The organism is Devosia sp. MC521 (assembly GCF_014127105.1).
Classification (GTDB): Bacteria; Pseudomonadota; Alphaproteobacteria; order Rhizobiales; family Devosiaceae; genus Devosia.
On record NZ_CP059902.1, the window covers coordinates 2055628 to 2081967 of the forward strand.

Genomic DNA, 26340 nt, shown 5'->3' on the forward strand with positions numbered 1-26340 from the left:
CCTTCGCGTCGAGAGAGAAGCGAGCTACCCTGGGTCTTTCGGGTTCAAAGGCATAATGCCGATATCACCCTCTCCCAACCCGTGGTCCCAGGGTAATTCCACTTCCGGCTGTGATGCCGCAATCGTAATCCCCTCACCCTCCAGCGCGTCACGAACCTCCCGTGCCAGATCAACGGCTCCGGGGGTGTCTCCGTGTAGACAAATCGAACGCGCTTTCGACTTCAGAACGCTGCCATCAATGGCGACAATCTCTCCCGCTTGCGCCAGCCGCAAACAACGGGCGATGACGGCATCAACATCATGAATAACCGCACCGTCTTGGCTGCGCGGCACCAATAGTCCCTCAGCTGTGTAAGCCCGGTCGGCATAGGCTTCTCGAATGAGCGGCAGACCCACGGCCATGGCCGCCCGCACCTGTTCGCTATTGTCGAGCGCCAACACCGCCATTTTCTTATCCATGGCCTGAATGCTGGCGAACACGCCGATAGCAAAGGTCAGCTCTTCCGCCGTTTGGTTCGCCAAAGCGCCGTGCAGTTTGACATAGGACAGTGGATAGTCGACCTCATCGGCAATATGCCGAACCAGAAACATCTGCTCGCGAATTTGCGAGAGCAATTGGTCCAGCGGCATAACCAAGCGAAAACGACCGAACCGCACCGGATCGGCGTAACCGGGATGAGCGCCCGCACGCACGCCGCGAAGCTTACAAATCTTGAGCACACGCCGGATGGTGCCCGCATCTCCCGCATGACCACCACAGGCAATGGACGCGCTCGACACAATTTCGAGCAGATCATCGTCTGTGCCCATGCCCTCACCGAGGTCGGCATTGAGGTCAATACTGGTCATTTTTGTCGGCTCCGCCACAAGGCCTGCGCATGCTCAACTGTTACGGACGTGAACGCAAGCTCGGTTCCGGGTCGCATTTGTGCCAAACGATCAAGATCGGCGCGAATGACTGTCGCGATACGAGGGTAGCCGCCCGTCGGCTGATGATCCCGCATCAACACAATCGGCGTGCCATCGCCAAGGATCTGCACATCACCGGGCAGAACCGGCTCAGACACCAGCGACAGCGAACTTTTCCCCTCAAAAACATTGCCCGCGTCTTTGAGACGAAACCCCATCCTATCCATCGCCGCAGTGACAAAAAACGATGAATTTACAAAGCGCTGCCGCACGTCCTTCGTAAATTGCTCAGCGTGAATACCCCAGATGAACCGAACCGGCGACAGATCTTGGTCGACTGCATCGACCGTCTGCCGCTCCAGCCCGGCGCCAACAATGGTCAGCTCATCCTCTTGTCTCAAAGCCCGCCCGTCGAGCCCACCGATACGCGCCCGCATACTGGTCGCGCGACTGCCCATAAGAGCCGGTACATCAATCTCGCCAGAAAAGCGCAGATAGCCAAAATTGCCCCAAGCCCCCGCCGCGATCTCCAAAACGCTCCCGGGCTGTAAATCCGCACCGGAAGACCACGGCACAGCCACACCATCGACGGCTGCGCGGAAATCGCCCCCACTCCAGCCGATGCGCACCGTGCCCTCGACACTTTTCAGCGCTATACCCCCGGTGGTGAATTCGATCCCCGTCGTCCCAGATGTGCCCGCCAAAATCCCGGCCCGTGCAAAGGCTCCGGCATCCATCGGCCCTGAAGCGCTGACGCCGTGGCGCAGGCCATTGTAGCGACCAGCGTCCTGAATGGTCGTCAGCGGCCCGCAGCGCAGCAACTTTAACCGCGCGCTCATAGGGCCGAAAACACCAGGTTATCGCCCGCGCTCAACACAGTGGGCGGATTGGCAAAAGCGTTGAAATTACAAAACTCTGTGCGCCCGATCACATGCCAACCCGTCGGTACTTCGGTAGCCGTAATGGCCGTCTGCCCCGCAGCAAACAAAACACTGCCCACCGGAACCCGTGCCCGCACGCTGGAGCGGCGCGGCACTGTCATTTCTTGGCTATGAAAGCCGCAATAGACGAACCCCGGCGCGAAGCCAGTCGTCAGAACACGCAGAGGTTGCGCGTTATGCTGGGCTATAAATTCGCTCGGTGTCAGCCCCGATTGCGCGGCGACCTCCAAGAGATCGGGGCCATCCTCCCCGCCAAAACGCACAGCAATATCGTGGATCTTTGCGGCGCTCGGTGCAGCCTCACTGCTCAGCCGAAGCCCGATCTCGCCAGAAAGGCGCACCAAATCAATGACGTCGCTGTCATATCGGACCAGTACCGATACGAGACTGGGGGCGATTTCGAGCACACCGGTAATCGGGCTTCTTTCAAGTGCATCGGCCAAAGCCAGAGCTGCGCGGTTCGCCTGATCGTCTAGCCGATCCGCAAAGCGAACCAGCGCGGCGGCGTCGCCGAGAGGCACAATACAAGCCCGCTGCACATCTGCGGCAGAAGTGCCAATCATGGACCGCTCCATGTTGTCAAAAGAGAACGCGAGAGTGCATGTCCCGCGCCCTCCAATTTTGTCAGTCTAAATTGAAAATTCTGTATGAGACGCTGGTTTCACTGTCAGTTTGGGTCGCGCCCCTCCTGTTCAATCACCGCCTCGAACAAAAGCTTGGTTTGTTCCGTCCCAATCGTCTCAACCGCTACTTCCACAATAGCTGCGAAAAGCTCAGCGATTTCTTGGGGATCGGTGATTTCGGCATCGTCGTCTTCGGCATCGGCGTTGATCAAAGAATACATGGAACGCGCCTCCTGTCGGTGAGCCTACCGTTCCAGTGTGGTTGATTCCGCCGCGCCGTGAAACTGCACTTTCGCCTCGCCTTGGGCAGAGAGAGTCTTGCCCAACTTAGCCAGCCGTCTTATTCTTCGCCCGCTTCCAGATTTTCGATATAGGCTTCAACTTCGTCGAACGTCGCCGAAAATGGCTTCGGCACGTCGCCAAAGATGATCTTGTAGCTTTCGTCTTCGCGGATCTGGTGGCCGCCGTGACCGCCCAAAATCTTCATCTTTTCAGCCGTCATAATGGTCAAACCATAGCGGGCAGCAATGCGCTTCATGCGGCGCATACGCGAAGCGTCAAATTCCTTGCGGCTCATCAAGACCACTCCAAAGTCAATTCCGCCCCTTTTGCCTACAGTCAGCGCATCTGTCCAGCCTTGTGCCCTAAAGGGGCGATCAAGCCCCCTGCCGTGCTGACGCATATGCGCCCCAGCTCAGCAGACAGTCACATTCGCCGCCAGCCCCGCAAGGCTCGTTTCCTTGTAGCGTTCGCTCATATCCAAGCCCGTCTGCCGCATGGTTTCAACGCAAGCATCGAGGGACACAACGTGCTCGCCGTCCCCCCGCAACGCCAGCGACGCGGCCGTAATCGCCTTCACCGCGCCAAACGCATTGCGCTCAATGCACGGAATCTGCACCAGACCTTTGACCGGGTCGCAGGTCATGCCGAGGTGGTGTTCGAGCGCGATCTCGGCCGCATTCTCAACCTGCCGGGGCGTGCCGCCCATTACGGCGCATATCGCCGCCGCCGCCATAGCAGAGGCCGAACCCACCTCACCTTGGCACCCGACCTCCGCGCCTGAAATCGAAGCATTGTGCTTGATCAGCCCGCCAACAGCGGCAGCGGTAAGAAGGAAGTCATGGATTTGGCTCCGCCCCATGCCGGGCAGGAACTGCTCGGTATACTTCAACACGGCCGGAACCACGCCCGCCGCGCCATTGGTCGGGGCAGTCACCACCCGCCCTTCAGCCGCATTCTCTTCATTCACCGCCATGGCATAGAGGCAAAGCCAATCATTGGCGGCCGTTGGTGAGGGCATGTTTTGGCGCTGCGACGCCTGCAATTGCTCATGGAGCTTTTTCGCCCGCCGATGGACTTTAAGTCCGCCGGGTAAGGTCCCATCCTGCTCCATCCCGCGCAGAATACAGCCGTTCATCGCCGCCCAAATCGCGTCGAGCCCTCGGTCCAATTCCAACCGGCTCATCTGCCGCTCTTCATTCGCCCGCTTCATCTGCGCGATGGATAGGCCCGATTGCTCCGCCATAGACAGCATGGTCTGCGCATTTTCGAACGGAAACGGCACATCAACCAGCCGGGGGTCGGCGCTTGGCCCAGCAGCCAGCTCATCGGCGCTCAGCACAAAGCCGCCCCCGACAGAGAAATAGCGTTGCCGATAGACCACCTGCCCGCCCTGATCGCGCGCCACAAACTCCATGCCATTGGGATGCCCGGGCAAGGGCGTTTTCATATCAAAAATCAGATCGACCGCCGGCCTAAAGCGATACGCCGGATGCCCCTCGGGCCGCACTTCGCCAGTCGCCTCGACCTCGGCAATCATGGCGTCCATCTGGTCCGGGTCGACACTCGCTGGCAACTGACCACAAAGGCCCAGAATAACCGCGCGCCCGGTGCCGTGCCCGACGCCCGTAAATGCGAGAGAGCCATGCATCGTCGCCACTATCGAAGCGGGACGCGCACCCACCGCTCGCGGACGATCGAGACGCTTGAGTTCTGCAAGGAACCGTCCAGCCGCCGACATAGGTCCCATCGTATGGGAGCTTGAGGGGCCAACACCAATTTTGAAAACGTCAAAAACCGACAGAAACATGCGCAAATCTAAGCATGTTCTGCGCCGAATTCAAAACGCAGCAGAACTGCTTCTCACGCCACGATATTCGGGCCGGACGGCCAATAAAAAAGCGGCGCGATTGTGTCGCGCCGCTCCAAATCGATCATCAGTGAAAAGCGATTACGCTTCCTGAATAGCCGACAACTGCCAGGTGCCACCGACTGGACGAACGAAGGTCCAGAGTTCGGTGCTTTCGCTTGGCTCGTTCTCGTCGCCCTCAACAACGCGACCGCTCGAACGTTCACGCACGAAGTCGATAGCCGAATAGCGCATCGCAACGGTTGCGTATTCAGTCTGGCCTTCGCGCCAGCTTTCGGCCATGTCACCCTGCAGCAGGGTCACATCGGTCACTTCGTTCTTCACGCCGTTGGTGGCGTTGGTCGCGAGTTCTTCCGAAAGATAACCCATGATTTCTGGCGTGGTGAGCGCGCGCAGAGCAGCATAGTTTTCGTTCGAGAACGCCGCCTGAACGCGGGTCAGCATGCTTTCGAAGATTTCGAGGTCTTCCATGCCAATGCCGAGCTCGTTCGGATCAGCCGGGGCCTTTGCCGAACCACCGCGACCGAAGTTGCCCAAAAGGCCTTCGAGACGGTTTTCGCCCTGACGTGCAGTGGTGTGCTGCTGCGCTTCTGGCTGTGGAACCTCATACTGTGGTGCTGCATAGCCGTTTGCCGCGGCAGCCTGTGGCTGACGACGACGACCGAAAATACGCATAGCCAGCCAGATCACGCCACCGATAACGGCGATCTGCACGATCATGGCCATGATGCCACCCATCCCGCCGAGACCGCCGCCCATGAGCAAGCCGATCAGACCGCCGAGCATGAGACCGCGCATAAGCGAGCCACCGAAACCGCTCATAAAGCCGCCCGGACGCGCTGCGCTCTGGGCCGCGCCAGCGGCAGGGTTATTCGCCTGCTGGTTCGGGGTCATCGAGCGCTGAACGGGAGCCGCAGCATTTGGCGCGGTCTGCGTTACAGCAGGCTGTTGGAAGGTGCGGCCACCACGGCTACCAAAACTGCCACCCTTACGGGCCTCAGCTTCGCCAACGGCTACCATGGAGAACGCCATAACCAATACGGCGAAGACACTAGCGAACCGGAAGCTCCGGGAAGCGAACATAGGTTTGATCCAGATTAAATATAGTTGAGTGGGAATATAGGGAACCACAACGCTGATTTGAAGGATCACACACCATAAAATCGGCAAAAATACCTAAGTGCGTGTCGCCGGACCGACAACCGACCTAAAAATCGCCCGGAGATCGGCCTTACCGATAAATCATACAAATCAACTTGCCCACCAACCATACAAGAAGTACAACCGGATTAGCTGATACAAATCAGATAACCGGTATCTTTGGGAGGAAGCGGTGAAGGCCAGTGTTGTGGCGAATAAGGATTACACGATCTCCAAAATTGATGATCGTGTCTATGGCGCATTTTTGGAGCATTTGGGCCGCGCGATCTACGAAGGCATTTACGAGCCCGATCATCCAACCGCTGACAAAGATGGCATGCGCGGCGACGTGGCCGATCTGGTCAAAAAGCTCGACGTCCCCTTCGTTCGCTACCCAGGTGGCAATTTCGTCTCTGCCTATAACTGGGAAGACGGCATTGGCCCGCGCGAAAACCGCCCTACCCGCCTCGACCTTGCTTGGCACACCTCCGAGAGCAATGCTGTCGGCATTCACGAATTCGCTGATTGGTGCGCCACGGTAAACACCGAAATGATGCTGGCGGTGAACCTGGGTTCACGCGGCGTCGATGAAGCTCGCAACTTCCTAGAATACGTCAACCATCCGGGCGGCTCCTATTGGAGCGATCTGCGTATCAAGAACGGCCGTAAAGAGCCGTGGAACGTAAAGCTCTGGTGCCTCGGCAACGAAATGGACGGCCCTTGGCAGGTCGGCCACAAGGATGCCGATGAATATGGCAAACTCGCCGCCAACACGGCCCGCGCCATGCGCATGTTCGACAAGAACCTTGAGCTGATCGTCTGCGGTTCGTCCAATGCTGATATGCCGAGCTATCCCGATTGGGAACGCATTGTGCTCGAACATACCTATGAGCATGTCGATCACATCAGCCTGCACATGTACTTCGCCAACCGCGACGACAACACGCCGAACTTCCTCGGCCTCGCGGAAAAGCTCGACACCTATATCGAGACCGTCGCGGCGACCATTCGCCAAGTCAAATCCAAGAAGCGCTCGAAGAAAGATGTCACCATCTCCTTCGACGAATGGAACGTTTGGTACCACTCCAACAAGAAGGATCGCGAGATCCTCGAGGGCAATGGCGGCTGGCCACACGCGCCGGGCCTGTTGGAGGACATGTACAATTTTGAAGACGTGCTGATGGTGGGCCTGATCCTCAACACCTTCATTCGCCGTTCCGATGTCGTCAAAATCGCCTGCATCGCGCAGCTGGTGAACGTCATTGCCCCGATCATGACCGAAAAGGGCGGCCCCGCTTGGGCCCAGACCATCTATTATCCTTATTACTTCGCCTCGGTTTACGGTCGCGGCACCGCGCTTCAGCTGGTCACCACTTCGCCGACCTACGAAACCCCACACTCGGCTGAAACCAAGTTTGTCGACGTATCGGGCGTGCACAACGAAGACGAAGGCGTTCTGACCTTCTTCCTCGTCAACCGCAATCCGAGCGAAACCGTCGATACCTCGGTTAGCCTCCAGGGCTTCAATGGGGTTGAAGTCATCGACCATCAGGTCATGACACATCAGAACCTTAAGGCGATCAACACCAGCGCCAAGCAGAACGAAGTCGCCCCCCGTAAGGGCGAAGGCGCCAAGCTTGCCAATGGCAATATCTCGGTCAGCCTGCCGCCATACTCTTATCAGATGGTGCGCGTCCGCCTCGGCTAATCACCCCCATGCGCGCCCGGGCTCTGGTTCGGACGCGCTTCTGTCATCTCTTGCATAACCCTGCACGCCGTCTACAAAAGAGCCAGCCGTTCTCTTTTCCGGTAGTGTTGTGAAACCTGTCGATCCACAAGCGCCGCCACCGAAGGGGCACAAAAAACTGTCCAGCACCGGTCGTCGGGTCACCATGACAGATATTGCGCGAGCGGCAGGCTGCTCGCAGGCCACCGTGTCCTTTGTGCTGAACAATACAGCAGGCATGAAGCTCTCCGCCGAAACGCGCCAGCGCGTATTCGAAACCGCTTCCGCACTTGGCTATGCCATTCCCGAAGCCGCCACCGCACCAATAGCCGCCGAAATGCCCAACCGCATCGGCATTATCGTCGATCAGATCGCCACCAGCCCCGAAGCCGTTCAGGCCATTGATGGGCTCAGCGCCGCCATCCAAGAGCGCGGCGGCCTCGTCTACGTTGGTCAAAGCCGTGGCGACAGCGATGTCGAAGCCCGGCTCATCGACGATTTTCTCCAGCAGGGAATTTCGGCGCTCGTCTATCTGACCATCTTCACGCGCGAAGTGACGCCGACCACCGCCCTGCGCAATGCGCCAGTGCCGGTCTACCTTCTCAATTGCTACACCGCCAATCAGGCGACGCCGTCTGCCGTTCCCAGTGAAATCGCGGGCGGTCAGCGCTCCACCCATCACCTCATCACCCAGGGCCACCGCCGTATCGCCACCATCACCGGCGAAATCTGGATGGAAGCCGCGCAAGACCGCCTAAAAGGCTACCGCCGCGCCCTTGCCACCGCCGACATCCCCTTCGAGCAATATCTGGTTTTTGAGGGCGATTGGTCGACCAGCGCTGGCTATGAAGCCACCCGCAAAATCCTCGCCCTCCCCGACCGACCCACCGCGGTCTTCTGTCAAAATGATCGCATGGCGGTCGGCTGTTATCAGGCACTCAAAGAGGCAGGCCTGTCCATTCCGCAGGATATGTCGGTGGTGGGCTATGACGACGAAGAGATCGCGCGCCATTTACACCCACAGCTCACAACTTCGGTTCTCCCCCACCGTGCAATGGGTCAGTGGGCTGCCGAGCAAATCCTCGGTGGCACTGAAGCGCGTGCCTCCGGCATGACCAAGGTCGAATGCCCGCTTATTATCCGCGCTTCCGTTGCCCCACCACGCCCTTAGAGTTTTGGCGTACCCACCGATTGCCGCTCAACAAGCTCACACTCGATCTTGAGCTTTTGCAGCCGCTCGTCGTCGTCTACGCCCTCAAAACTCTCGAGCAATTGCCCCACCGCCCAGCGCGCCATTTCATTGTGCGGCAGCACCAGCGTTGTGAGGGGCGGCAAGAGGTTTGCGGCAATGTCCTCATCATCAAACCCAATGATGGAAATGTCCTCTGGGATCGAAAGCCCCAGGATACGCGCCGCATCATAACAGCCGACCGCCATCCGATCACAGAAGCAAAATATGGCCGTGGGTCGATCCGGCCGCGACAGCAGCGCCATCGCCCGCTCCCGCCCCTCGCGCACATTCCAGCCACCCTGCGTTACGAGGCTTTCCTCAATGCCAACACCATATTTCTCCATCGCCATCCGGAACCCCTGATAGCGATCGGTCGACGCTGCGATAATGTCCTCACCGGCCAAATGCGCGATCCGGCGATGCCCCGCCTTGATCAGCGCTTCCGTCGCAACATAGCCGCCAACCACGTCGCCCGGCACAACGGAGGGGTATCGCAACTCGCCCTCGTAGCAATTGAGCAGAACCAGCGGCAGCTGCGCAAAATGCTCTGGCACCACCACCTCGCGCGTAATCAGCGTCGTATACACCGCGCCAATCGCGTTCTGCGCCACCAGCATGTCTATGGCCGTCTTCTCCAGCAGCGGATCGCCCCCGGTAAAAAACACTGCCACAGCGACGTCCTGTAAGGCCCCTTCTTCCATCGCTCCTTCGAGAAACGGTCCAAGCATGGGCGTCGTCGTCACTTCGTCGACAAACAAGCCGATGACCTTAGCGCGTCCTGCGGGCACCGGACGCTGCGGCCCCCGTCGATACCCCAGCTCATCGGCGGCATCTTGCACACGCCGCCGCGTTGCTGCGGACACGCGCGCATTCGCAACGCCATTGAGCACGAGCGACACTGTCGCCTGCGAAACGCCTGCCTTTTCAGCCACATCCTGCATGGTCGCGCGCTTATCCATACTCATTCAATCCTTTGGCGAGCGCCCTGCTCCCATGCGCGCTGAAACTGTTTTCCTATCCAGCACACTTCGCTCTTGTATGTAAGTTGGATTCGATCCTATGCTGATAAAAATATAACTAATATTGCCTACGGAGGGATTATGAACTTGGGCCGCGCTGTTGACGCCGACCACCACAACGCGACGCGACAGACTGTGTCGCTCGATGGTGTCTGGCAGTTCCGCTTTGAAGATGGGGATTGGCGCGAGGCGCACGTCCCCCAGCCTTGGCAGGCTGAGTTCGATGATCTCTTCGATAGTTTCGGCCACGCCGTTTATAAGCGCAGCTTCACTGTCCCAGCCAATTTCGCTGGCAAGGATCTCGCTCTGCGCTTTGCCGCTGTTGCCTATGCCTGCGAGGTTTACCTCAACGGCACCAAGATCGGCGATCACGAGGGGGCCTATCTCCCCTTTGAATGCGCCATTGATCCGGCTCTGCTCCGCGCGGAAAACGAAGTTGAAGTGCGCGTCACCACGCCTTCTGCCGATCAGCATGCCTTCCCCGAATACCCCTTCAGCGAAGTGCCCCATGGCAAGATGAGCTGGTATGGGCGCATGGGCGGCCTTTGGCAGTCTGTGTCGCTGGAAGCGCGCAACAAGAAGCGCCTGACCAGCCTCACCATCACCGCCAATATGCACGGCACCCTCGTCGCCAACCTTGGCTTCACCCCTGCCGCGTCTGGCCTTGAGGCCAAGATTGTCGTGCGCGATGATGCAGGCAAAGCCGTCGCCGAAAGCGCCGCCGCAGCCTCCGAGGCGGTTGATGTCGCCCTGGCTGTGGCTAATGCCAAGCTCTGGGATGTCTTCCAGCCCAATCTCTATACGCTCACCGTCACCTTGGGGAACGGCGAGGACGAAGTCACCGAGACTTTCGGCTTCCGCACCGTCACCACAGAAAACGGCTCTATCCTCCTGAACGGCAAGCCCGTTTACATGCGCGGCGCGCTCGATCAGGACTATTACCCTGAAGGCATCTACACCGCCCCTTCGTTGGAATTCCTCGAAGACCAAGCGCAAAAAGCCATTGAGCTTGGCCTCAATACCCTCCGCTGCCACATCAAAATCCCAGATCCGCGCTATTATGATGTCGCCGACCGCTTCGGCCTCCTCGTCTGGACCGAAGTCCCCAACGTTGCGATCTTCACCACGGATTCCGCGCGCCGCATGCGCGAAACCATGGAAGGCATTCTCCAGCGCGACCGCAATCACCCCTCCATTATCGCTTGGACCCTCATCAATGAAGATTGGGGCACGCGTCTGGTCGAAAACGCCGAACACCGTCAGTGGCTCAAAGACAGCTATGAATGGCTCAAGGCCGAAGACCCAACCCGTCTCGTCGTCGACAACTCGGCTTGCTTCCCGAACTGGCACGTCAAAACCGACCTCAACGATTTCCACTACTACCGCTCCGTTCCAGAACGCCGTCAGGAATGGGATGATCTCACCGCCCAGTTCGCAGCCGGTGCCGATTGGACCTATTCGCCACTCGGCGACGCCGAACGCCGTGGCGACGAACCGCTGATCGTTTCCGAGTTTGGTGTTTGGGGCCTCCCCAATCCAAAACTGCTCCGGGGCGAAAACGGCAAAGAACCAACATGGTTTGAAACCGGCTCACTCTGGGGCGATGGTGTTGGCCTGCCACACGGCATCGAGCAGCGCTTTGCCGCCCTCGACCTTTACCGCACCTTTGGTGATTTCGATCAGTTCATCGACAAGGTGCAGTGGTACCAGTTCATGAACCTGCGCTACGAAATCGAAGAAATGCGCCGCTATTCTTCGATCCAGGGCTATGTCATCACCGAGCTGACCGACGTTCACTGGGAGGCCAACGGCCTCTTGGATATTGAGCGCAATCCGCGCGTCTTCCATGATGTGTTCGGAACCATCAACGCCGACATCGTCATCGTTCCGCGCCCAGAACGCTACTCGGCCTATTCCGGCCAGCAGCTCGCACTTGAACTGCGTGTCGCCACCGGCGGCCTCTCCATCCCAGCGGGCGCAGTCCTTCACTGGAGCGGCGACATCTCCGACTCGATCAACGTACCAGCCACTGGCCCGGTCTCAGTTGCTGACCTTGGCAACACCATGCTGACCATGCCGAAGGTTTCGACCAATAAGGAGCTGACCCTCTCCTTCTCGCTGGAAGCTGGCGGCTCAGTTCTGGCCACCAACACCTGCACCATCGCGCTCTATGCCGAGCGCAAAACCGCCGATCGCCCAACCATCGCAGTCAATGACGCGGCTCTGGGTGATTATGCCCGCGGCCTAGGCTATGAGGTTGTCGACAAGAAAAAGGCCGATATCGTGCTCGTCCACGCCGTCAATGGCGAAGACGTCGACGCCATGAAGGCTGGTGCGAAATACCTGATCCTGGCCGACGGCTCGGTCAAGACCAACCACAATCTGCGCACCGACATGCCCGATGGCGAGCTGCCCCACCGTTCCATCGTCGCCGATGGCAAGCAGTTCAAGCCCGCCTATGACCACCACCTGCCCAACATCAATCTGGTTGAGCGTGACGGCACCATCTGGCGCGGCGATTGGATCGCTGGCTTCTCTTGGCTCCGCCGCGATGGTGTCTTCGCCGATATTCCGGGTGGCCCGATCTTTGATCTCAGCTTCTCCGGCGTGGTCCCGCTCAGCCTTCTGACCGGCTTCAAGCCTTGGGAATTCGGCAACAATGTCCAGTCTGGCATCGTCTGCGGATGGGTTCACAAGCCCGCTGCCATCATCGGCAAAAAGCAGATTGGCCGGGGTGGCGTCGTCGCCACGACCTTCCGCCTGACTCGTGAAGCACCCGGCGCGGACCCTGTTGCAGCAGCCCTTCTCGACCGTCTGATCTCGGCAACTGCCGGGCTCAGCCAAGACGTCTAAGGCAAACCGCTTGGGTAGTGAGAAAATCGCGCTCAAATCACGACTTAGGGATTGACGCGACAGACGTTTCGAGACTGAATAGTATGATAAATAGAGCGGCGAATGAGGAGATTTTCCGCTCTACAAAAATAGGCCGGAACGCAGTTCTGGCGCGGGAGGAAATATGGCCGATATCGTTCTCAAGGACGTCAGCAAGTCCTATGGTGTGGTGAGCGTTCTTGACCACGTGTCGATGCACATCCACTCAGGCGAGTTCATCGTCTTTCTCGGCCCGTCCGGCTGCGGAAAGTCGACCCTACTGCGCATGATCGCCGGACTTGAAGAGGTCAACGGCGGCGAGATCTATATCGGCAATGAACGCGTCGATCAGAAGCCGCCAAACCAGCGCGGCGTCGCCATGGTTTTCCAGAACTACGCGCTCTATCCGCACATGACCGTGCGGGACAACATGTCCTTCGGCCTCCAAAACATCGGCACCCCAAAGGCAGAAATCACCCGCCTCGTTGATGATGCCGCTCGCATGCTGGAAATCACCCAGCTCTTGGATCGCAAGCCCGCGCAGCTCTCTGGCGGTCAACGCCAGCGCGTCGCCATTGGCCGGGCCATTGTGCGCGACCCAAAGGCTTTCCTGCTCGACGAACCGCTGTCCAACCTCGACGCTGGCCTGCGCGTGCGCACCCGTCTCGAGCTGGCGCAGCTGCACAATCGCATCAAGGCGACGATGATTTTCGTGACCCACGATCAGACCGAAGCCATGACCTTAGCCTCGCGTATCGTCGTCATGAACAATCGCAAGATTGAGCAGATCGGCACGCCTATGGAGATCTACACCCGCCCAGCGACCCGTTTCGTTGCCGGGTTCGTCGGCTCGCCGGGCATGAACTTCCTGCCTGTCACGGGTTCAGTCGACAGCGTCGGCACAGCCAAAGTCACCATCGGCTCGGGCGACGTGATTGCCACCGCAGTACCAAGTGCAGGCCTAGCCCAAAGCGGGCTCACCCTGGGCATCCGTGCCGAAGCCGTTCGCGTCAGCAAGAGTGATGAGGGCGTAACCGGTACGGTGGATGTCGTGGAACGCCTCGGCGAACGCACCCTCGTTTACACGCGCCTCACCGATGGCTCGATTGTTGTTGCTGAAGACGCTGGCCTCAGCACGGTCAGCGCGGGCGACACGATCAAGCTCACCTTTGATGGCGCCACTGCCATCCTGTTCGACGAAGCAGGAAAAGCCTACCACGCTGTCCAATAAGGCAGCGCCATAGACGCAGGGAGCCAGCGCACAGCGCCCGTCACGAAGACACCCCTGTGAACAGAGTTCAGGATCGCGAGGAGCGTTCTGAAGTTAGGCGCGGACCGTTTCGCCAGCGGTTCGTATGCCGGAGGAAAGGCGACGGGGCTCTGCCCCATGGGAGGAATAGTCGTGAAGAAATTCATCAAGATTGCCCTGCTTACAACCACAGCAGCCATGCTGTCGTTCGGCGCACAAGCAAAAGAAACTGTCGTCTGGTGGGACTTCCTCAGCGGCGGCGACGGCGTCCGCATGAAGGCGCTGATCGAAAAGTTCAACGCTGAACACGCAGACACCATCGAAATCCAGCCAACCACTCTCGAGTGGGGCGTGCCCTTCTACTCCAAGGCGCAGACCTCTGCTGCCATTGGCGAAGGCCCAGATGTGATGACCTATCACCTCTCGCGCATGCCGCTCGGCATTTCGACCGGCACCTTGGCTGAAATCACCGCCGACGATCTGGCTGGTGTTGGCCTCTCGGGCGACAACTTCGCTGCTTCGAACTGGCAGGCTGCTCAGGCCGATGGCAAGCAGTATGCTGTTCCATTCGATATCCACTCTGTCATTCTGTACTACAACAAGGACAAGCTGGCCGAAGCTGGTCTGATCGGCGACAACGGCCTGCCAACCGGTCTCGATGGCGTCGACAACTTCAACGCTGCACTTGAAAAGCTCCAGGCTGCCGGCACTCAGTACGGCGTCTCGATCCACTCTGCAGCGGCCGATAGCCAGTGGCGTATCTTCCTCGGCCTGCTGGCTCAGCAGGGCGGCGAGTTCATGGACGCGAACGGCGAGTTCCTCTCCGGCGACAACCTCGACAAGGCCGTCAACGTAACCGAACTGGTTGCCTCTTGGGTTGCCAATGGCCAGGCTCCAGAGCAGACCGACTACGCAGCGTCCATCGCGCTCTTCACCTCGGGCGAAGCCGCAATGCACATCAACGGCGTGTGGGAAGTTCCTACCATGACCGACCTGCATGCCAAGGGCGAACTGTTCGAATGGGGCGCTATCCAGCTCCCAACCTTCTACGACAAGCCAGGCACTTGGGCTGACTCCCACTCCTTCGTCATCCCGAACAACGTTGGCAAGGAACAGACCGCTGAGAAGCGTAAGGCTGTGATGGAAGTCATCGCTTGGATGAACAAGAACTCGATCTCTTGGGCCAATGCTGGCCACATCCCAGCTTACACCGCCGTCCGTGAAAGCGAAGAATTCAAGAACATGCAGCCAAACGCTGTGTATTCGACCCTCGCTGACACTGCAGTCTTTGATCCACAGTCCAAGCTCGCTGGCGTTGCCTCCCCAGTCTATGACGCGGTTGGCAACTACATGGTCCCCGCCATCAACGGCGAAATGGAAGCCCGTCAGGCTATCGAAGAAATGCGCGACGATCTGAACGATCAGCGCGACTAATCCCAAACCTCTCGCCGGCCGGGGCAACCCGGCCGGTCCTATTGTCTAGCAAGCGCGCGCAAAGACCGCGCTCTATCGGGGAGCCTTGGGATGATTAGAAGCAGACGTTCCGAGATCACGTGGGCCTTGATACTGGTCGCGCCATTTGTCGCCGCCTACCTTGTGCTCTTCATCTGGCCAACCATCCAAATGGTGTTGCTCAGCTTCACCGACGCGCCGCTCATCGGCCCCGGAAACTGGATCGGTTTGGACAATTATTTCGAAATGTTCGAAGATCGCCGCTTCAAAACGGCAGTGGTCAATACCGGCTATTTCGTTCTGCTCACCGTCATTCCCAACACGCTCGTGGGCCTGCTCATCGCCATTGGCGTCAATCGTCTCAAAGGCTGGCAGCAGTCTCTCGTCCTCGCGCTGTTCTTCCTGCCCTATATCCTGCCCGTGTCCGTGGTCTATCTGATGTGGAATTGGATGTTCGACACCCAGTTCGGCATCATGCAGGGCCCGCTGACCATGATCTTCGGCAAGCCCACCCACGTCTTCCGTACCACTTGGCTGTTCATGCCTGCGGTGGCGCTCGTCACCATCTGGTGGACCTGCGGCTTCAATATCCTGCTGTTCTTGGCTGGCCTGCGCTCGATCTCCCCCGAGATCTATGAAGCCGCCTCCCTCGACAATGCTGGCCGCTTCAAGCAGTTCTTCCGCATCACTTGGCCGCTGATCTGGCCGGTGACGGCGCTGGTCCTCACCATCCAGCTCATCCTGCAGCTCAAAATCTTCGATCAGGTCTATCTCTTCGTCCAGGGCGGACGCGCTGACCCCTCGATGGTTCTGGTGCAGTACATCTACAATCAGGCCTTCCAGAAGAGCGAAGGCGGATACGCCGCCACGATCTCTGTCGCGCTCTTCGTCATCATCATCACCGTTTCGGTTCTGCAATACACGGCGCTGCGCGCACGAGGTGCAAAATGACCGCTATGACCTCGAGCCTTCCTGAAAAGACCGTTTCGACGCGAAAACTCAACATCATCAAGACCGTCGACAAAGTGGGTCTGGTGATTTCGCTGCTGACCATCATCTGCGCCGTGGTTTGGGCCTTCCCGCTCTATTGGGCGATCATCACCAGCCTCAAGCCCGAAAGCCAGGTGGTTGAGCCCGGCTTCGCCCCATGGCCCCGCACGTTCACGCTGGATGCCTATACGGCGGTGCTCTTCAACACCAAGATTGGCCTTTGGTATTTCAACTCCATCGCCATAGCACTGCTGACCACGGTCATCGTGGTGCTGATGTCGGCCTGCTGCGGCTATGCCATCAGCCAGCTGAACTTCCCCGGCCGTAAGGTCCTGTGGTTCGTCATTCTCGCCAGCTTCATGGTGCCTATTCAGGCCCTGATCGTGAACCACTACATTCTCGCCGCGCAGTTCAAGCTTATCAACACTTGGGCAGGCATCATCATGCCTTCGCTGATCGCGCCAATGTCCACCATGATCTACAAGCAGTTCTTCGATGGCGTTCCCAAGGAATTCCGCGAAGCCGCGATCATGGACAACACCAATGAATTCCGCATGTTGTTCCGCATCTTCCTGCCGATGAACTGGGGTGTCACCACCGCGCTCGCCATCATCACCTTCATCGGCGCATGGAACTCCTTCCTCTGGCCATTCTTGGCCGTCACCAAGGAAGAAGCCATGACCGTCGCTGTCGGGATCACGCAGGTCAACGATGCCTTCGGCGTTGCCTATGCCCGCGAGCTCGCCTCTGCGGTCATGACCGGCCTGCCCGTCGCCATCGTCTACCTCATCTTCCAGCGCCGCGTGACCCAGGCGATCATGCTCTCGGCTGGCGTGAAGGGCTAACACCCCCAAAAAACTCCGCCTCCAAAACCCCGCTCCGGCGGGGTTTTTCTTTGCCAATTCATCACGTCAAAACAAAAGACCGGCAACAGTTTCGTTGCCGGTCTTGATGTGTGAGGTGAAGAGTTTTCTTAGGCGTTGCGCATCCAGACCAACATTTCGCCCGGCGCGCGATTGTCCCATAGATGATAGGGCACGAGCCTTGCGCTGACAGCTTCGGTCGCGGCTTCAGCTTCCGCGTAAAGCGCATTCCCCCAGGCCCCAGCGCTCTCCTTGAGCACCGGCAGATCGATGGCAATGGCCCCGCGCAGATCGGGAATAACGGCAGTCTGCGCCTTGCCCAAGCCATTCCCCAACAGAACGGAATTGAGCCCCACGCCATTGTCAGCGCCTTCCATGCAATAGACCAGTGGCCCGCGCATAATCGCCACCCTGCCCGCATTCTGGCGCACATAGGGATGGGCCCGGACCGCACGCGGCTCCAGCGGCAACGTCAGCTGGATCACATCGCCCTTCGCCCATTCGCGCTCAATGCGCACATAGCCATCGGCACCCAAGTCAAACAGCACAATAGGCTGCCCGTTGACGCAGAGCTTTGCGGCCCGCGCCCACTGAGGGATACGCAGCGACACCGCGAAAGTTGCGCTTTGCTCTGGCGCAATCTCAATGGCGATATCGCCCGACCACGGATAGTCCGTCTTCTGCGTCAGCGTGAACTTTGCGCCATTGGCCAGCTCCACCCGCGCTTCGCTCTGCGCATAAAGGTGAACGGCGATTTCATCATCCGCCACCTGATAGACGTACGAGCCCAGCGACGTCACTAGCCGCGCAATGTTCGGCGGGCAGCATGGGCACGGATGCCAAATCCAGCGGTGGTGCTTGCCGGTCGACTCGAGCGGGTTGTCATAAAAGAACGTCTTGCCATCCATCGATAGGCCAGTGATCGCCCCGTTATAAAGCGCCTGCTCCATCGTATCCGCATAGAGCCGCTTCGGCCCACGCCCCAACATGCGCGACGCCCAGAACACCAGCCCAACCGATGCGCAAGTCTCCGCATAGGCCGTGTCATTGGGCAGGTCGTAATAGTCAGTAAAACCTTCATTGGAATGCGCCGGGCCGATACCGCCGGTCACATACATCTGCTTTTGCGTCAGGTCCGCCCACAGCGTTTCCAGCGTCGCTGTCAGGCTGTCATCATTATACTCGGTCGCAAGGTCCGCCATGGCCGAATAGAGATACATCGCTCGAACGGCGTGCCCCACCACCTTGCTCTGCTCCCGCACAGGAACATGCGACTGCGAATACTCCAGAATATTCTTCTGCCAGCCCTTCGGGTCGCGACCGAACGCCTTCGCTTCTTCCATAAAGAAGTTCGGCGCTTGCCCGCGCTCATCCACGAAGAATTTGGCTAGATCCATGTAGGATTGGTTACCGGTCTCGCGTGCGAGGCGCACCAGCGCCAGCTCGATCTCCTCGTGCCCACAATAGCCGCGCATCTGCCCCGGCCCATAGCCAAACTTGGCGACGCAATAATCCGCCATCCGGCTCATGACATCCATGAACTTGCGCTTGCCGGTTGCCTGATAATAGGCCACCGCCGCCTCAATCATATGCCCGGCACAATAGAGCTCATGGAAGTCGCGCAGATTGCTCCACTTCCACTCCGGCTTAATCCGCTGGAAGAAGGAGTTGAGATACCCGTCCTCGTCCTGGAGCTTGGCGTACATGTCGATAATCTCATCGGCCCGCCGTTCCAGCTCTGCATTCGGCTTGTGATAAAGCGAATAGGCAATGGTCTCGATCGACTTTGCCATGTCGCTATCCCAGAACATCTGGGTGGTCCCGCCCCAATTCATAATGGGAAGAACAACGCCCGGGCTCGGAACATCCGGGTTAATCTGCTCCAGCATCCGCGCCGAGACACAGCGATCCAAAAGCGTCTTGGCAGTCTCGTCACAAACAGCGTCCTGCCAATCCCCCCAATACCCACCAATCGAGACGGATGGCACAGGCAATGGCCTGAACTGACGGTTCTCAGACATAGTCATTTTCGTTCCCATAGATAGTCAGCGCGCCAGCCCCTCGGCCGCGCCCTCCTCTTGACTAGTCTATAGAGATTCACCCCTCTGCCATACATGATTTCCACTCATGCAGCAGCTCGTAACGCAAGGCGCGAAAACAAAAAAGGCAGGCCAAAGCCTGCCCTCTCGCACTGTGTCCGCACGCCTAGCCGCCGGCGACCATCAGCATCACCCGACGGCCATCTTCGGCCTTGAGTTCCAGCCCTTCAGGCGAGGTCTCTGCGTATGACACCTGCTCCAGCGCATTCAACAGCGCGATGGTGTTTTTATACGCCGGACAGCTGTCCTCATAAAAACCCTCTACCTCGCTGAAACTCAACTTCGGCAGTGCAATCTCAACTTTCGCAGTCCAATCGGTTTCACAACCCGTTTGCCCGCCCACATGACCGAACTCTCTATCTGAAACGACAAGAGTGGTTGGCGCCAGATCAACGCCTTCGATCTTGCCTTCATATTCGATAGCGACCCAATGGAGGTCAAAGAGCTCGTCGGTCAGCGGCACCGCCTCTTGCGCCGACACGGCGCCACAGGCGCCCACCAGGCCCAAAGCGAGTACGATATTGCGAAGCCCAGCAGCGTTAAATGACATCTATGAAAATCACCTTCTTTGAATAGCTTAGTATCTTAGTCCTGCGCACTGCATACCAAGATCAAGCAAACAATGGTGCTTTTATGGTGACGCCATCATTCAACAGGGCCAATTGCCCTGCGAATGCGCGTCCCGCTCGGAAAAGAGCACGCCACAAGGCCCCGGCAAAACCGGTTTTCTCTCAGCTACAATTTTGGAGATTTATGGCGGGCAGGGAGGGATTCGAATTCACTCAATAAACACTGTTTTTTCAGTAGGTTAGAAACACATACCGCACAGTAGGTAACACAGTTTGTTACACAGTAAGGCCGAATATGCTGGTAGGACCGCCTGACCATTTGGGGCAAGCTGTGACTGCAAAACGGACTGCAGGGCCTGTTCGACTTGTGGTTTGGGGGCCTGCAGCACTAAGTGCAAGCTGCTCACGGCCGCTACCAGAGTTTCTTCGCTTGTGGCGGTTGGCAAGTTAAGAGCCGGCACATCGTTTGCGTGGGTTTCATCGATCACCAGCCGACCAACCGCCATCGAATTGGCAATGAGTTCGGCGGCGTCATTGACCCGATAAGGTCCGCGCCCGTCATTGGTGAGAATTTCGCCGACTGGCAAAAGGTGCACCCACTCGGGCGCGCCGGGTTCGGCGGTGCTAAAATCCAGCGCCGAACATAAAGCGACCTCGCCACCTTGATCGGCGGCGTGTCGGGAAATCTGGTGAGAGTTGACGCGGTTTTTCATGCAAGGCAGTCTGCACTTGCGACCCGCGTTTAGTGCCCCCGACAGATGTCGGGGGCTGATAGATACGCTATTCGGGCAACAACGTTGTCAAACGTCCGGCAGTGTTTATAAGTGCACCATAAATGCTCGGGCTTAGCGTTTTCACGCCACTCTGCTGTTCCTTCAACGCGCACTTGCGTGACCACTCCGCGAGTTCCGTTTCCTCCCCACGTGGCTGGCCTAAATTTTCCTGCCTTATATCCAAGTGTGCCCTGAGAGTGACGAATATTTGAGAGGTACTTGCCGTCTGATCTGGAACAGTGGATCGGATGATGCTTCCGGTGTATTCGTGTCGAGATATCCCGGCAAATTTCATAATTGAAGGCATATTTCTTCGCCCACTCTCTTCAAATGACTTTGCAAAAGTGGGCGTAAACTCAACCGTTTCGCCGCGTTGATGAGCGATTATCATCGGCATTAAAACTTGTAGCAGAAGGGGGTAAGGACGATCCCACATTGTCATGATGGTTTCGAGTAGGTCGATACATTGCTCAATTGACCTTAATCCGACCTCTGCCCTTTCAAAGATGTAGGTGAGATAGCTCACTTCATCCAGGTTCGGCATCAGTCCCAAATTGCGCTGATGATTAGTATCCCAGCGATTTTGGATAAATTGGCGTATGGAAGGGGCCGGTAACCGATACGTGCGGTCGAAGAACCTATCGAGATATCGTTTTCCGTCGAACTGTGGCCCATAGACGGCTTGAACAGCTTTTGAGAGTTCGTTGGTGTTCGTTCCGAAAATGAAAACAACATTATTTACCGCGAACAAATGCTTCACGCGCTCCAAAAGTGCGATAGCATAACTCGGTCGACAGCGATCCAGCTCATCCACGATCACGAACAGCGGCGCAAACGTGTCTTTCTTCTTTACAGATTGCTCCACCAGCTTCTCGATAGACCGACCAAAGCTCTCGATTGCCGAGCGTGATGCGCGAAAATCGTTGACTTGCTGATTGACGGTTCTTGAAAAGAGCGAATGAAGTTCAGGGCTGGCGTCGGATAATGCCTCGCTCGCGATTTCTGCGATATCGTCGCCGAGTGCGTCATTTTTGGTTGCTGTATCGATCACCTCATTTAGGCCCAAACCTGTTACTTTGTTTAGGCCCTTGGTAACTGCGCCAAGGGCAACCCGGCTTACCAGTTTGCCCCCATTGCGCTTCATGTCCCCGAAAAATTCTTTGGCCTTTTGGGGCGAAAGGAATGCGCGGGTCGCGTCTTCAATTGCGGCCATAAAGGCAACTAGCGGATCGGCGGTAAAATCATCTCTCCACGCATTCACAAACGCGACTGGATGGCCTTCACTCTTGAGATAGCGTTCCATTCCCTCAAGAAAAAAAGACTTACCGCTTCCCCAGTCGCCATCGACATTCAAGACGTACGAACGCTTTTTCTTCTGCAATTCACGTTGCCACAACCTGCCTTTTATGAAGGCTAGGATGAACTCGCCATCTTCGTGTCGTTCGAAATCATCGTTCCCCCACGATGAGTTTGGTTTTTCTGCCGTATCTTGTTCGCTCAATGCAGCCCCCTAGCACCAATTCTCCCTACGCCCGGCCCATGGGCGGGCGATGCCCTCTGAAATCATGATTTCGCCGATGTCTTCACCGGCACTATTTTGGATGGTCGCCAACGTACGCCCGAAGGCTTCGCTTTTCGCTTGGCGCGTAATGTTGAATGCCCCTTGGTTGAGCAATTTCATCAGCCGTTGCGTTGCGCGAACACCGATGCCCAGTTCTGCGACACAGGTTGCGCTGGCAATTTCCGGCGTGTCGATATTGGCGATGCGGTATTTCTCGCCTTCAAACCAGAAGGTGTCGCCGTCAACGACACAAGTCGTGCGCTTTTCGCGCCCGCATAGATCGAAGCTTCCTTCTTCGGCTTGAACGCCTATGCAGCCGCTCCCAAGGGCCAAAATCACGCCCAAGGCAGCCAAAATGCGAACGGCCATCCTCCCCCCATTCTTCGAAGCCATTTCGAAGCCCCTCAAAGGGGGCTTCAGAGCCTTTTTCATGGTCAAGCCTAGAGTCGCCAATGTGCCAGAGCAAATCGCGTCACAGCGCGGCATCGCTCATGCCGCTTTTGGCGTTGGCAACTGAACCTTAATCGCTTCGACCACGGGGTGGGGTTTCGTTTCCTGCATAATTCGCAGCACCCAGTCTTTAAAGCTCGATAGGGTTGTGTCCCGCGCTAATGCTGCAACAGACAATACGCCCTTGTTGTCATACCAACGCAGCAGCGCGGCCGCGTCACCTGCGGTGACCGCGTTTGCCATTTGGGTTTCGGCTTCCGCGATCAAAGCGCGTACGTCTATTTTGGCGACTTCAGACTCAAAGGATGAGACAATCTCATCAGCAGATTTTCCAGCCGAGAGATCGACGAGTTTCAAATGCCGATCTATCCGACGACGACAGTACTCGAGTGCACAATCTCTTCGGTTAGTTTCGGTAGCATGGTCGACTAATTTGCGCGTCACCGCATGAACTTTCTTATCGAGTTCATCGCCTTTGAAATGATTATCTTCAGCCATTGCGCGCACTACCGTGGGTAATAGCAGCAGGTTTTCGATTTCTGAGACAGGCAAAACCTCAATTCCATGACCCTGCAATTCTGCAATTTGGCTCTGATTGCGCCCGTCGGCGTCAACTATTCCAGCACATGTAATGCGTGTGAACGACGAATTTGCCCGCATCGTTTTGACGGCGTGAATAACATTCTCGCAAGAACCGCGTGGGATAACGAGCCAATCTGGATAGCACGCCCTATAGAATTGGAGGTCAAAGCTCGATTGCTCGCCTTCAACAAACAAAACAGGTCGGCGACTGCCTAGGATCTGCGTTGCGAGTTCTTCGCTGAAACCGCTACCTTCGGGTACCGCCTCGATATCCCACTTATCTGGATGCTCATAACTTTTGACCACCCATTTGGGGCCGTTACGACTGGCCACAAAGTCCAAATCATGGGAGATCATAACGAATGGACAATCGGGCCTAGCCGCTTCTAGTTGGTCCCATAGTCTCGCTAGTATGGCCTTATGGATATGCAGCTCAGGCTCATCGAAAATCAGGACGGTTCCGGGCTTAGCCGCGAGAACCTGACCGATTAGATAAAAAACTGATCGCTCACCGTCGCTCATAGCGGATGCCGCGTAAGGCACCCCGGTCGAAGCAGCGACAGTTATCTTGTCAGCAGAAAAAAACAACTTTCTGTCAGGTAAGACCTTATCCCATACTCTTATGACGCCATCGATGATGGTTCCCGGCTTTTCTTTCTCTCGAAAATTCTTATCGCTGAGGAATTGCTGATTTTTGTTATTCTGTTCAGCAAACATCAATTGAACGAGGTATTGAAAATCGCTGGACATTGCCGTCGCCCAACTGATGTCATCATAACCCCAGCGACTGTGCTTACCGTGGTTCGGATTTTCCTGCCCGGATATCAGGTGTGCCCGCGCTCGGTCTTCCCCCCAAAGGTCAACAACTTCATTTAGGCCGATAGAGCGATGGGCTGATATCCGATGACAATCGAATTGCAGTTGGCGCTCGATATACACGGCTAACCGGGTTTTGCCGCCACCGTTTGCACCGACGATGTAATTGGTTACACCATCCTCAAGTACTAAATCAAAGGTGCCAGAGCCTTCAAAGCTAGCATTGCCTCGAACAACCTGTATTGTAATATTTCGTGTCATGCGGCGCTCTAGAATCTGTCATACGAAGCCAGTTCGACAGATAATCTCCAGTAACGCAAGTTAGTTAAGTTGCCTGCAACTTCGCCCAAGCCATGCCAACATTATTATCAAAACCCGCGTCGGGCGGAATGCGCAAGCGTTTGTCGTCGTCGGGGGTGATCGTCCATTTGTAGCGGGCAAGCGTTACCCGCGAAACGATCTGCGGAAGGCATCGGCAATTGAAGCCGTTCGGGGGAAAGTGCGTGAGCCAAAACGGGTGATCGACCGGCAAAATCACGCCATGCCATTGCGCATGGTTATGGCGCACCCGATCATCGCCTGCCGTCACATAGCGGAAGCAATAGCCCATCTGCGGGGCTTCCCGATGCAATTTCATGGCTTGTTCCCAACGCCCCGCAGCGCGCGCGCCGAAAACTTCCATTCGCCAGATCAGTTCGGAATGCCAACCGGCCATTTCAGGGCTGGTGCCTTTCCAGCCCGTGCGCCGGGCAATGGCTTCGTATTGGTCTTGGAAGTCGCGCAGGGTGCCGCCCGCTTCAAAGATGCCCGTTAAAGCTGACAGCAGATCGCCGCGCATCTTGTCGGCCGTGTCGTCGACAATCTCTTCGGCGCGCTGATCGGCTGCGGTCAGTATCTGCAGCCAATCGGTTTGCGAAAGGGTCAGACGGCCGCGCAAATATTCGATGGCTTCGACAAAGGCGTCCCCGAGCAGATCAGACATTGAGGCGACCTGTTAGTTGCGCGACCACCAGTGCCCGCGCGATCAGCGCTTTAAGCGGTCCGGTCGGTAGGTTTGGCCATGCCTCTTCGATGGCTGCCAGCCGCGCTTCGTCGCTGTCGTGCGCCGCGATGATTTCGGCAAGTCTATCGATCAGCGCCGCTTCTGCAGCCGCTGCCACGGCTGCGCGTTCGTCGATCAACTGGTTAAAGTCGGGCGCAGCCTGCGCTTGATGGCGGCTTGGTTGGCGCACAGGTTCGACTTGGGCCGGCTCAATTGGCGCATTTGGGCCGGGTCACCGTCTGCGGTCGTCTTGGGGGCAACCAAGATTGCGTGGCCTTCGGCCGGATCGGCAGCGCCGATCAGATCGCGCATTTCAGATGCCGAAACACGCAGTCAGCTCGCATCCTTCGTGTCGTACTCATTGTACTGAGCACTTAGTGAATTCATCCTCGCACCCCATTGACCATTAATCGGCGATCAGACATGAGAAATTATGTCCAAACCAATTAAAGCCTCGGCACTGCGTCTGAGTAGCCCTCTGCTCGCTGCGACGGCAGGCGTTCTAATTGGCGTCTCGATCGCGGTATTTACCCTGCTGCCATACCTGACAGCACTTAACCAAGGCCTGTCCTGCACTACGACAGATTGCGATCCAGATCTACTTGCCCAGCGCAGCATGGCGTTGGCTGCTTGGGCGATGTTTGCGGCAACACTCGCCTCGATCGCTATCGGGGGAATTAGCGTCTATCTCATTTGGCGTACGCTGCATTCCACCAACAAAACCGTCGAGCTTGCACAGGAAAGCACCGACCAAGCCCGGGCCGCTGCGCGTACGGCCGAACAGGCCCTTGCCCATCAGCAAGAATTGGGGCGCAGCCAGGTCAAATGTTACCCTATTGTGACAAATATCGATTTTGACTATAGAAAAGAACACCCCTTTCTTAAAGTAAGTGTGACGAACTCTGGTCAAACTCCTGCCCGAACGCCTTACATCTCGGTAAATGTAAACTTTTTCTTCTTGCGCGGCGATGGGTACCCACAGGGGCGAGCGAGTGCCATTACTCCAGCGCCAGACTTGGCAGCAGGTGGCACTGCTACTGTATTGGTGCCGCTTAACTATGAGTTCGATAGAGTTGTAAGAGCCTACATCACCACGAACCACTTGGCAGTTGATGTTTACGGCGAGCTAATGCACACTAGCATCTTCGGCACGGAAACGCCGTACAAGTTTCGGTATGAATGCGTCCCAATTGACACACACCACCGTGTGCCAATGACCCGTGAACTGGGCCATATCGTTTAGGGGGAAAATATTAGGTCCCCAACAAGTGATGAACTGCACCGT

At 57.3% G+C, this 26340-nt stretch carries 24 protein-coding genes; 8 read left to right on the forward strand and 16 right to left on the reverse strand.

Translation table 11 applies throughout. The annotated features are described in order from the left end of the window. Positions 1-24: 24 nt before the first annotated feature. The 7 genes from pxpA to H4N61_RS09760 form a co-directional block, all read right to left on the reverse strand. Positions 25-849 carry a 5-oxoprolinase subunit PxpA gene (pxpA, locus tag H4N61_RS09730; RefSeq protein ID WP_169196345.1) on the reverse strand — a complete coding sequence of 275 codons (825 nt, stop codon included), beginning with the start codon at positions 847-849 and terminating at the stop codon, positions 25-27. Beyond that, the gene (locus tag H4N61_RS09735; RefSeq protein WP_182393885.1) at positions 846-1748 is read right to left on the reverse strand and encodes a biotin-dependent carboxyltransferase family protein; all 903 of its coding nucleotides are present in this window, start codon (positions 1746-1748) and stop codon (positions 846-848) included. The genes pxpA and H4N61_RS09735 overlap by 4 nt, the downstream gene beginning before the upstream one ends. After that, a complete protein-coding gene (locus H4N61_RS09740; protein ID WP_169196343.1) occupies positions 1745-2413 on the reverse strand; it encodes an allophanate hydrolase subunit 1 in 669 nt (222 codons plus the stop codon). The genes H4N61_RS09735 and H4N61_RS09740 overlap by 4 nt, the downstream gene beginning before the upstream one ends. A 104-nt stretch (positions 2414-2517) precedes the next feature. Then, on the reverse strand, positions 2518-2694 hold the full coding sequence (locus H4N61_RS09745) for a hypothetical protein (protein ID WP_169196342.1): 177 nt from the start codon (positions 2692-2694) through the stop codon (positions 2518-2520). Positions 2695-2813: 119 nt separating this feature from the next. Continuing rightward, positions 2814-3050: a hypothetical protein gene (locus H4N61_RS09750; RefSeq protein ID WP_169196341.1), complete on the reverse strand. Its 237-nt coding sequence runs from the start codon at positions 3048-3050 to the stop codon at positions 2814-2816. A gap of 117 nt (positions 3051-3167) precedes the next feature. Then, a complete protein-coding gene (locus H4N61_RS09755) occupies positions 3168-4562 on the reverse strand; it encodes an L-serine ammonia-lyase (RefSeq protein WP_182393886.1) in 1395 nt (464 codons plus the stop codon). Between the two features lie 141 nt (positions 4563-4703). Then, positions 4704-5705: a Tim44 domain-containing protein gene (locus H4N61_RS09760; RefSeq protein WP_169196339.1), complete on the reverse strand. Its 1002-nt coding sequence runs from the start codon at positions 5703-5705 to the stop codon at positions 4704-4706. A 250-nt stretch (positions 5706-5955) separates the two neighbouring features. Here H4N61_RS09760 and H4N61_RS09765 point away from each other — a divergent pair, with 250 nt between their 5' ends. Beyond that, entirely contained in the window at positions 5956-7470 is a 1515-nt protein-coding gene (locus H4N61_RS09765; protein ID WP_169196338.1) for an alpha-N-arabinofuranosidase, read from the forward strand. Between the two features lie 184 nt (positions 7471-7654). Next, entirely contained in the window at positions 7655-8659 is a 1005-nt protein-coding gene (locus H4N61_RS09770) for a LacI family DNA-binding transcriptional regulator (protein WP_169196337.1), read from the forward strand. On the opposite strand, the gene H4N61_RS09775 is transcribed toward H4N61_RS09770, so the two are convergent. Beyond that, on the reverse strand, positions 8656-9678 hold the full coding sequence (locus H4N61_RS09775) for a LacI family DNA-binding transcriptional regulator (RefSeq protein WP_169196336.1): 1023 nt from the start codon (positions 9676-9678) through the stop codon (positions 8656-8658). The genes H4N61_RS09770 and H4N61_RS09775 overlap by 4 nt on opposite strands. Before the next feature lie 141 nt (positions 9679-9819). Here H4N61_RS09775 and H4N61_RS09780 point away from each other — a divergent pair, with 141 nt between their 5' ends. The 5 genes from H4N61_RS09780 (at position 9820) to H4N61_RS09800 (ending at position 17145) form a co-directional block, all read left to right on the forward strand. Then, positions 9820-12591 (forward strand): glycoside hydrolase family 2 TIM barrel-domain containing protein, encoded by a 2772-nt coding sequence (locus H4N61_RS09780; RefSeq protein WP_182393887.1) that lies wholly within the window; start codon positions 9820-9822, stop codon positions 12589-12591. A 163-nt stretch (positions 12592-12754) separates the two neighbouring features. Further along, entirely contained in the window at positions 12755-13840 is a 1086-nt protein-coding gene (gene ugpC, locus H4N61_RS09785) for a sn-glycerol-3-phosphate ABC transporter ATP-binding protein UgpC (RefSeq protein ID WP_169196334.1), read from the forward strand. Between the two features lie 171 nt (positions 13841-14011). Continuing rightward, the gene (locus H4N61_RS09790) at positions 14012-15292 is read left to right on the forward strand and encodes an extracellular solute-binding protein (protein ID WP_169196333.1); all 1281 of its coding nucleotides are present in this window, start codon (positions 14012-14014) and stop codon (positions 15290-15292) included. 90 nt (positions 15293-15382) lie between these two features. After that, positions 15383-16261 carry a sugar ABC transporter permease gene (locus H4N61_RS09795; protein ID WP_169196332.1) on the forward strand — a complete coding sequence of 293 codons (879 nt, stop codon included), beginning with the start codon at positions 15383-15385 and terminating at the stop codon, positions 16259-16261. 5 nt (positions 16262-16266) lie between these two features. Continuing rightward, complete coding sequence (locus H4N61_RS09800; RefSeq protein WP_199368475.1) at positions 16267-17145, forward strand: carbohydrate ABC transporter permease; 879 nt, start codon at positions 16267-16269, stop codon at positions 17143-17145. Positions 17146-17273: 128 nt separating this feature from the next. Here H4N61_RS09800 and H4N61_RS09805 read toward each other — a convergent pair whose 3' ends face one another. The 8 genes from H4N61_RS09805 to H4N61_RS09840 form a co-directional block, all read right to left on the reverse strand. Next, positions 17274-19190 carry a beta-L-arabinofuranosidase domain-containing protein gene (locus H4N61_RS09805; RefSeq protein ID WP_169196330.1) on the reverse strand — a complete coding sequence of 639 codons (1917 nt, stop codon included), beginning with the start codon at positions 19188-19190 and terminating at the stop codon, positions 17274-17276. 178 nt (positions 19191-19368) lie between these two features. After that, on the reverse strand, positions 19369-19812 hold the full coding sequence (locus tag H4N61_RS09810) for a hypothetical protein (RefSeq protein WP_169196329.1): 444 nt from the start codon (positions 19810-19812) through the stop codon (positions 19369-19371). 258 nt (positions 19813-20070) lie between these two features. Then, positions 20071-20544 carry a hypothetical protein gene (locus tag H4N61_RS09815; RefSeq protein ID WP_182393888.1) on the reverse strand — a complete coding sequence of 158 codons (474 nt, stop codon included), beginning with the start codon at positions 20542-20544 and terminating at the stop codon, positions 20071-20073. A gap of 67 nt (positions 20545-20611) precedes the next feature. Continuing rightward, the gene (locus H4N61_RS09820; RefSeq protein ID WP_182393889.1) at positions 20612-22105 is read right to left on the reverse strand and encodes a P-loop NTPase fold protein; all 1494 of its coding nucleotides are present in this window, start codon (positions 22103-22105) and stop codon (positions 20612-20614) included. A 9-nt stretch (positions 22106-22114) separates the two neighbouring features. Further along, positions 22115-22558 (reverse strand): thermonuclease family protein, encoded by a 444-nt coding sequence (locus H4N61_RS09825; protein ID WP_182393890.1) that lies wholly within the window; start codon positions 22556-22558, stop codon positions 22115-22117. 96 nt (positions 22559-22654) lie between these two features. Next, positions 22655-24274, reverse strand: a complete 1620-nt coding sequence (locus H4N61_RS09830; RefSeq protein WP_182393891.1) for an AAA family ATPase — start codon at positions 24272-24274, stop codon at positions 22655-22657. A gap of 64 nt (positions 24275-24338) precedes the next feature. Next, positions 24339-24995 carry a phage minor head protein gene (locus H4N61_RS09835; RefSeq protein WP_182393892.1) on the reverse strand — a complete coding sequence of 219 codons (657 nt, stop codon included), beginning with the start codon at positions 24993-24995 and terminating at the stop codon, positions 24339-24341. Continuing rightward, positions 24988-25245, reverse strand: coding sequence for a hypothetical protein (locus H4N61_RS09840; RefSeq protein WP_182393893.1), 258 nt, complete (start codon positions 25243-25245; stop codon positions 24988-24990). Before H4N61_RS09840 ends, H4N61_RS09835 begins: the two co-directional genes overlap by 8 nt. A gap of 243 nt (positions 25246-25488) precedes the next feature. On the opposite strand from H4N61_RS09840, the gene H4N61_RS09845 reads away from it, so the two are divergent. Continuing rightward, the gene (locus H4N61_RS09845; protein WP_182393894.1) at positions 25489-26298 is read left to right on the forward strand and encodes a hypothetical protein; all 810 of its coding nucleotides are present in this window, start codon (positions 25489-25491) and stop codon (positions 26296-26298) included. The last annotated feature ends 42 nt before the right edge of the window (positions 26299-26340 follow it).

Excerpts from the sequence above, each read along its gene's own strand:
- pxpA (WP_169196345.1), bottom strand. The coding sequence starts at position 849 with ATGACCAGTATTGACCTCAATGCCGACCTCGGTGAGGGCATGGGCACA.
- H4N61_RS09735 (WP_182393885.1), bottom strand. The coding sequence starts at position 1,748 with ATGAGCGCGCGGTTAAAGTTGCTGCGCTGCGGGCCGCTGACGACCATT.
- H4N61_RS09740 (WP_169196343.1), bottom strand. The coding sequence starts at position 2,413 with ATGATTGGCACTTCTGCCGCAGATGTGCAGCGGGCTTGTATTGTGCCT.
- H4N61_RS09745 (WP_169196342.1), bottom strand. The coding sequence starts at position 2,694 with ATGTATTCTTTGATCAACGCCGATGCCGAAGACGACGATGCCGAAATC.
- H4N61_RS09750 (WP_169196341.1), bottom strand. The coding sequence starts at position 3,050 with ATGAGCCGCAAGGAATTTGACGCTTCGCGTATGCGCCGCATGAAGCGC.
- H4N61_RS09755 (WP_182393886.1), bottom strand. The coding sequence starts at position 4,562 with ATGTTTCTGTCGGTTTTTGACGTTTTCAAAATTGGTGTTGGCCCCTCA.
- H4N61_RS09760 (WP_169196339.1), bottom strand. The coding sequence starts at position 5,705 with ATGTTCGCTTCCCGGAGCTTCCGGTTCGCTAGTGTCTTCGCCGTATTG.
- H4N61_RS09770 (WP_169196337.1), top strand. The coding sequence starts at position 7,655 with ATGACAGATATTGCGCGAGCGGCAGGCTGCTCGCAGGCCACCGTGTCC.
- H4N61_RS09775 (WP_169196336.1), bottom strand. The coding sequence starts at position 9,678 with ATGGATAAGCGCGCGACCATGCAGGATGTGGCTGAAAAGGCAGGCGTT.
- H4N61_RS09780 (WP_182393887.1), top strand. The coding sequence starts at position 9,820 with ATGAACTTGGGCCGCGCTGTTGACGCCGACCACCACAACGCGACGCGA.
- ugpC (WP_169196334.1), top strand. The coding sequence starts at position 12,755 with ATGGCCGATATCGTTCTCAAGGACGTCAGCAAGTCCTATGGTGTGGTG.
- H4N61_RS09795 (WP_169196332.1), top strand. The coding sequence starts at position 15,383 with ATGATTAGAAGCAGACGTTCCGAGATCACGTGGGCCTTGATACTGGTC.
- H4N61_RS09800 (WP_199368475.1), top strand. The coding sequence starts at position 16,267 with ATGACCTCGAGCCTTCCTGAAAAGACCGTTTCGACGCGAAAACTCAAC.
- H4N61_RS09805 (WP_169196330.1), bottom strand. The coding sequence starts at position 19,190 with ATGACTATGTCTGAGAACCGTCAGTTCAGGCCATTGCCTGTGCCATCC.
- H4N61_RS09810 (WP_169196329.1), bottom strand. The coding sequence starts at position 19,812 with ATGTCATTTAACGCTGCTGGGCTTCGCAATATCGTACTCGCTTTGGGC.
- H4N61_RS09815 (WP_182393888.1), bottom strand. The coding sequence starts at position 20,544 with ATGAAAAACCGCGTCAACTCTCACCAGATTTCCCGACACGCCGCCGAT.
- H4N61_RS09825 (WP_182393890.1), bottom strand. The coding sequence starts at position 22,558 with ATGGCTTCGAAGAATGGGGGGAGGATGGCCGTTCGCATTTTGGCTGCC.
- H4N61_RS09830 (WP_182393891.1), bottom strand. The coding sequence starts at position 24,274 with ATGACACGAAATATTACAATACAGGTTGTTCGAGGCAATGCTAGCTTT.
- H4N61_RS09835 (WP_182393892.1), bottom strand. The coding sequence starts at position 24,995 with ATGTCTGATCTGCTCGGGGACGCCTTTGTCGAAGCCATCGAATATTTG.
- H4N61_RS09845 (WP_182393894.1), top strand. The coding sequence starts at position 25,489 with ATGTCCAAACCAATTAAAGCCTCGGCACTGCGTCTGAGTAGCCCTCTG.